Annotated in this window: 9 protein-coding genes; 1 reads left to right on the top strand and 8 read right to left on the bottom strand. The window is 40.2% G+C overall.

Annotated features, from left to right (window positions below):
- The 7 genes from AB685_RS24730 to AB685_RS24705 form a co-directional block, all read right to left on the bottom strand.
- The coding region (locus AB685_RS24730; protein WP_047973247.1) for a LacI family DNA-binding transcriptional regulator at window positions 1-449 on the bottom strand (449 nt) is incomplete at its 3' end.
- Window positions 450-574: 125 nt separating this feature from the next.
- Window positions 575-727 carry a hypothetical protein gene (locus AB685_RS31470; RefSeq protein ID WP_198530580.1) on the bottom strand — a complete coding sequence of 51 codons (153 nt, stop codon included), beginning with the start codon at window positions 725-727 and terminating at the stop codon, window positions 575-577.
- Window positions 728-878: 151 nt separating this feature from the next.
- Window positions 879-1,412, bottom strand: coding sequence for an MFS transporter (locus AB685_RS24720; protein WP_047973245.1), 534 nt, complete (start codon window positions 1,410-1,412; stop codon window positions 879-881).
- Window positions 1,413-1,450: 38 nt separating this feature from the next.
- The gene (locus AB685_RS24715) at window positions 1,451-2,194 is read right to left on the bottom strand and encodes a glycerophosphodiester phosphodiesterase family protein (protein ID WP_047973244.1); all 744 of its coding nucleotides are present in this window, start codon (window positions 2,192-2,194) and stop codon (window positions 1,451-1,453) included.
- Entirely contained in the window at window positions 2,191-3,276 is a 1,086-nt protein-coding gene (locus tag AB685_RS24710) for an aromatic acid exporter family protein (protein ID WP_047973243.1), read from the bottom strand. The genes AB685_RS24715 and AB685_RS24710 overlap by 4 nt, the downstream gene beginning before the upstream one ends.
- 142 nt (window positions 3,277-3,418) lie before the next feature.
- Window positions 3,419-3,568: a YfhD family protein gene (locus tag AB685_RS30600; protein ID WP_082153761.1), complete on the bottom strand. Its 150-nt coding sequence runs from the start codon at window positions 3,566-3,568 to the stop codon at window positions 3,419-3,421.
- Between the two features lie 95 nt (window positions 3,569-3,663).
- Window positions 3,664-4,938: a Na+/H+ antiporter NhaC family protein gene (locus AB685_RS24705; RefSeq protein ID WP_047973242.1), complete on the bottom strand. Its 1,275-nt coding sequence runs from the start codon at window positions 4,936-4,938 to the stop codon at window positions 3,664-3,666.
- A gap of 228 nt (window positions 4,939-5,166) precedes the next feature.
- On the opposite strand from AB685_RS24705, the gene AB685_RS24700 reads away from it, so the two are divergent.
- Window positions 5,167-6,543 (top strand): sodium:alanine symporter family protein, encoded by a 1,377-nt coding sequence (locus AB685_RS24700; protein ID WP_047973241.1) that lies wholly within the window; start codon window positions 5,167-5,169, stop codon window positions 6,541-6,543.
- Window positions 6,544-6,582: 39 nt separating this feature from the next.
- Here AB685_RS24700 and AB685_RS30595 read toward each other — a convergent pair.
- A partial coding sequence (locus AB685_RS30595) for an ATP-binding protein (protein ID WP_131709656.1) occupies window positions 6,583-6,703 on the bottom strand: 121 nt, incomplete at its 5' end.

The following is a 6,703-nucleotide window of genomic DNA, read 5'->3' as shown; positions in this document are numbered from 1 at the left end:
TCTACTACAACGCAAGGAATATCACTTTCAATTACTTCCTCTAGATAAGGATCATCTGTTTTGATCCCTTGTAAAATAACTCCTTCAACTCGGCGTTCACGACATAATTGCGTATAGCTTTTTACCTTTTGCTGAGCTGAATTGGTATTAAATAAGATCAGATCATAATCAAGTTCTGCCACACGATCATTAATCCCACACAATACCTCAAACGTAAAATTATCTTTTGCCCCTTCACGGCTTATCTCTGAAACAAGAAGGCCAATGGTTTTCGAACGATTCATGACCAGGCTTCTAGCTACAGCATTCGGGCTATACTTTAATTCTTTCGCCACTTCCTGTATACGCCGTCTAGTCTTTTCACTCACGTCACTATACCCGTTTAAAGCTCTCGAAACGGTTGTGATCGAAACGCCAGCCACCCTCGCAATATCTTTTATTGTAGTCACGACAACCTCCAAAACGTTTCGGAAACTTTTAGTAATAACGCTTTCTTATTGATGAGTATACTAGACCTCCTCGAAAAATGAAAGCGTTTTTTAAATGTTCTTTTCATTTCTTTAACACTTCTAATTTAATCTGCTGTACGTAATGCTTTTGCTTTAAACAATATAATGAAGCAAACAACAGCTAAACCAACTGCACTAACAAGCATGATCATCTCTATAGCTATGCCTATCGCTAAAAATAAAGACGTCACCAGATAGGAAACTGGTAATAAACCCATTGAAGCAAACGATGTTAAGCTCATCACTCTACCTAAGTATTCTCTTTTTATATGGCTTTGAATAACGGCAATCAACGGTATATTAGTGACACTAATGGCGACTCCCAGTAAAATAATGAAGAACATACTGCTTATAAAAGTTGTTGAAAGGCTAAAGACCTCTCTTCCGTTGAATATTCAACAGCCCAACTCCCACTCCACCTACTAGCATTCCAGCAGCAATTCCTCCATTTAACAAGGCATACGTAACTTCATCCCCGTTTAAAATCCGAGAGGAAAATAACGGCATCCCAAGCTGCAAGGGGCCACTAAAGAAAAAGTTCAAAAAAATGGTCGAAGTCATTAATGCTAGTAGGAAAGGACTTTGCCTTACATAAGCCAATCCACCTTTAATAGCTTGAATCATCGTCTCTTTTCTTTGTACATCCTTTGAATGGTCTGCTTCTCTTTTTTCAGGCATCTTTTTCTTAATAAGAAGATCAATCACCCCAGCCATTATGAGAGAGACCGCTGTGATTGTAAAAATGAGGACGTATCCACCAACTGCTAGCATCGTGGCTGCAAGGAATGGCCAAATCGTATAAGCACCATAAAACAATAATCCTATCATACCAAGGAGTAATACGCCTTTAAGAAAATCGGAGAGAAACATCACCCATGCTTTACTTATCCGATCAGCAATCACTAAATGGAAAAAATCCCATAATAAAAAACGATAAAGAGTTACTCCTTATCGTTTAATTGCTCTCGTACTTGCAGGGCAAGCTTAGGGTTGTCAGTAAAAATCCCTGCACATTCCCACTCCATATACATTTTTAACAATCCCTCGCTATTGACTGTATAAGGCCTGATCTTAATTCCAGCATGAATCAACGCTTTAGCTTCTTCTTCTAATAGTAAAGGAGACATAAAATGATACCCCGAAACACCTACTTCTTTTACATATCTTTCTGGCTTATATAATGCTGCTGTCACGATAACTGCTGATTCAAGTTCTGGCGCTACTTTTAGAGCTTGATGGATCACATTGTGGTCAAAAGAAGAAAGAATGACACGCTTTGTTAGCTCGTACTCATGGAAAAGAGGCAGAATGGTCTTCACGACATGGTCACGCTGCGTGATCGCTCCTTTTAGTTCAATGTTCAATGTCATCTCTTTATCGCTTGCCCAAATAAGCACTTCTTCTAACGTTGGAATTGTTTCCTCAGTAAACGCCGAGTCAAACCAAGAACCAGCACTTAGGCTCTTTAATTGTTCAACGGTATGAGCTCCCACATAACCTGACCCATTCGTYGTACGATTCAAGGTCGCATCATGAATCACAACCGGTACTAAGTCTTTACTTAGCTGGACATCAAATTCAATTCCATCGGCCCCTAGCTGATACGCTGCTTCAAAAGCAACCATTGTATTTTCCGGATAATGAAGCGAAGCTCCGCGATGGGCAAATATAGCTGTTTTATTCATGTAGAGGTCTCCTTTTCTAAATGAGTCGGTTTGAACTTTTGATAATGATGACGAAGATGTTCTAGTTCCTCTAAAATGTCATGAATTGATAATAAAGCAAAATAAAGAACCGCTTCTGTGGAAAAATGATGATGATATTTCCTCTTATCCTCTCCTTGTTCTGCTACCTCTGAGCGTATATGCCAAAATTTCGTATCCAACTTCTTGATAATCTGTACGTGTTCAGCATTTATTTGATACGTTGAATCATTTAGACCTAAGGAGAGAACATGTAAAGTCTGAGATAAAAGCAATCTTTTATCACCATCCATCTCATATTTATTAATTTTCGTCACAAATACACTATTCAAATGATAAAGAATTTGCTGAAGCAATTGCAATTTTTTTTGTTCAAAATGAAATCTTCTCATATCTTGAATTGAATGCTTGTGAAATTTCCACTCCTCAAGTTGAAATTGACATAGTTGCAATGACTTCTCAATTTCTTTTGTTAATTGGTCATATTCTTTTTTAGCTTTCTTTATATACACTTGCTCACTCGGCAATTGTACCCCGATTTGTGAAATTAAAGTTGCCACTTTACCAAAGAGCATAAGGTTTCTTTCTGCTATAATCTTTGAAAACTTAGGTGGGAGAATACTGACATTCACAACTGTTGAAATAACAAGCGCTATCGTAGTTGTTCCAGCTCGTTCAAAAAAAGCGATCATATAGTTTGCCTCAACCGTAGGGACTATAGCTACAGCTGCTAAGGTTGCTACAAGTGTTCCGGCCTCTAACTTTAATTTTGTACATGCCACAATGGTCAATACGGCCGCTAACGTATAGGCAAGTGGGCTTTGTCCAAATATATAGATGACTGTAAGTGAGATCGCTGTTCCAATTAAAGATGCTGGAAAACGCTGCATCCCCTTCCTTATCGAATCTGCTGCTGTAGGTTCAATTGTAACAATTGCTGTTACAATAGCAAACGCCACAGGAAGGTTGAGCAACTGACACACCAATGCAGTAATAAAAACGGCTACACCCGTTTTTATTACTCTGCCCCCTATCAAATTTTTAGGGAATTTAAGTTTTTTCATTTATTTTGCTCCTAGTTACCCAAGTTGTCTTCACTATCTAAATAGTAGCAAAATAAGTCAGTTTTTTCACACTTTTATTAAAATTAATAAAGCGCCTTCTCTTTTATAAAAGGAAGACGCCATACTCTCTTTAGCTCATTTATTACTTCTTTTTCTCCTGTTTAGCTCGATTGTCCGCTTCATTCATTCGAGCCATCGCTTCTTTATCTTCTGCATCGGCTACTTCTGCTGAATATTCAACATCATCATATGGTCCTTGTTGCTGGTATTGCTTGTTCTCATCTTTTTTCATCGTTTTACCCTCCTAAAATTTGATAAGCAGATCTGTTTTCACTGATCGAAATTAGTATGTACGAGGATGGAAGCAAACTATTCAGCTACTTGTTATTAGCCAAAGAATAAAAATCCAAACACACCAAATATTAAGGTTGAAATCACCACAATGACAACCCCGATTAATGTTTCATACGGCAGGAGTTTAAAACGCTCTTTCATTGCCATTCCAACACTGGCTCGTGTAATGTGGAAAAATGTTCCGTGAGGCATGTGATCAAGCACTGTTGCTCCAGCATGAACCATCGCAGCTCCTGCTAAGGCATGAATGCCGAGCTCTAAAATCGTTGGGGCAAATACATTACCGGCTACTGCTGTAGCGGCAGCTGTCGACCCTGTAGCGGCAGACATGGTAATACCAGCAATCGGTGCTAGGAAATAAGCGGGTAAGCTTAGTGCATCAATTCCATGTAATATTTGATCAATTAGAGCAGAGTGGGTGATTATTCCCGCTAACGTTCCTGTTCCGAGTAACAAAATCGCCACTCCTGCCATTTTCTCAAGTCCAGAATGGATATAATGATTTAAATGTCTTCCTTTACCCATCACAAGTGCCCCTATTACACCACCTATTGGTAGAGCGAAGAGAGGGTCAATAGGTATGCCAAAGAGAGGTTGCAAAAGCAATAGAGCAATCGCTACTCCTGGAGCGGCAAGAGCTTTAGCCAAACTTGGTGATTCACCTACAACTTCATTTGGAAGTTCATTCTCCTCCACAGCATCTCCAACATTACGAAGTTTACGTGCTAGCACATAAGTAATGGCCATTCCGCCTAAAGCCGGGACTACTCCGACAAACATCACAGACGTTAAAGGTACTTGAAACGCTTCTGCTGCTGCGATTGTATTTGGATTGGGTGAAATGATATTTCCAGCTTTCCCACCTCCTGATATGGCAAGCAAGACCGCCATCTTTGACAGGTTTGCTCTTTTAGCAATCGATAAGGCAACTGGGGCCACGGTTAAGATGGCTACACCAATAAATACGCCTACAGCTGTCAACACCATTGTTGCCCCTGCAACAGCAAGCAAAGCCTTTGTTTCGCCAAGCTTATATAAGATTGATTCAGCAATTGTTTTTGCAGCACCAGATTCGATTAACACTCCGGCGAGAATACCCGCAGCCAAAACCCTTAAGACAACCCCTACCATCCCTTCGGCGCCGCCGATCATTAATTCAACCGTTTCCAGTAAAGTAGCGCCACCAATCACACCACCAATTAAAGCCCCAGCAATCATTGCATAAGCAGGTGCTACTCTTATTAAAATTAATCCAATTGTCGCAACCAATGCGAGTAATGTTCCAACTATTGTTAACTCGATATCCATCTTTTACTCACCTAACGTCCTCTTCAATTCTCAAAACTTAATAGTACTTCTTTTCTATGAAAAAAACTAGTTATGTTAGAATACCTTCCACACTAGTTGAACGTCGACATGATGATTGCTAATATGGCAACTAGCTTGTCTTTTAGCCAATATTTATTTAGAGCTTGACAAATTCGTCATATTTTCGGAATATTAATACTATTAATGCAATTAAAAGGGGGGTTTATGATGGAAGAAGAAAGCCGATTAATTCAGACAATTAACGAGATTAGTGGTTTCGTATGGGGACCACCGCTTTTGATCTTATTAGTCGGAACAGGTATTTATCTTACATTCCGTCTCGCATTTCTTCAATTTTCTACTTTGCCTTATGCACTAAAGCTTGCTTTTAGTCGTAAGCAAGACAAAAAGTCAGAAGGAGATATTTCTCACTTCCAATCTCTAATGACTGCACTTGCTGCTACAGTTGGTACAGGTAATATCGCCGGGGTAGCAACCGCTGTTGTCATCGGGGGGCCGGGTGCTGTATTTTGGATGTGGCTATCTGCTATTTTCGGTATGGCTACAAAATACGCAGAGGCTATTCTAGCCGTTAAGTACCGTGAAAAAGATAAGAACGGTCAAATGGCTGGTGGACCAATGTATTACCTTGAAAAAGGTCTAGGAATGAAATGGCTCGGTGTAACCTTTGCCATTTTAGCTGCTATCGCTGCCTTTGGTATTGGTAATACGGTTCAATCAAACTCAGTAGCTGCTGTTATTGAGAGTAATTGGGGTATTAACCCTTKGATTACCGGTATTCTTCTTGCCATCTTCACAGGTCTTGTTTTACTAGGTGGGATTCGCAGTATTGGTCGCGCCGTTGCTTTTATCGTACCTTTAATGGCTTTATTCTATGTTGGTGCTGGTCTTATTTTAATTTTAAGCAATGTGACACTTGTTCCTAGTGCAGTAGCATTAATTTTCTCTGATGCCTTTACTGGTCAGGCTGTTGCGGGTGGAGSGATTGGAGTCGTTATTCAATACGGGGTAGCTCGTGGTGTATTCTCCAATGAAGCTGGTCTAGGTTCTGCTCCGATTGCTGCTGCGGCGGCAAAGACAGATTATCCAGGACGTCAAGCGCTTGTATCGATGACTCAAGTCTTTATTGATACGATTATTATTTGTTCAATCACTGGTATTGCTCTTGTAATGGGTAATCTTTATACAGGTGGAGAAACGGGTGCCGCGCTTACCTCTGCGACATTTGAATACTTCTTAGGACCAGCAGGGGCCATTGTTGTTGCTGTAGGTTTAGTATTCTTCGCCTACTCAACGATTCTAGGCTGGTCGTACTATGGGGAAAAATGTTTCTATTACCTTTTCAAATCACAAAAATCTATTGTTGTGTATCGTGTGTTATTCGTATTAGCAGTTGCATTAGGTGCAGGTGCAAGCTTAGACGTTGTTTGGGGCGTTGCCGACATTATGAATGGTCTTATGGCTGTGCCAAACTTAATTGGTCTTCTTGGTCTCTCAGGTGTCGTTGTAGCTGAGACGCATCGTTTCTTAAAACAGATGCGACAAGAAAAGGCCGAGAGTAAAGCCTTGAAGCAAGAAGGATAAAACAAGTAACCCGCCAATTTAGAGTTGGCGGGTTTTCTATTAGTTAAAAAAAGGTAGGGTGAATGAGAAAGTCGTCCCCACTCCAATTGAGGATTTTACCCAGATCCTTCCTGCATGTGCTTCTACAATACTTTTTGTTATAGCTAGTCCAAGCCCTGTT

Source organism: Bacillus sp. LL01 (assembly GCF_001037965.1).
This window is presented reverse-complemented; position numbering and strand designations above follow the sequence as displayed.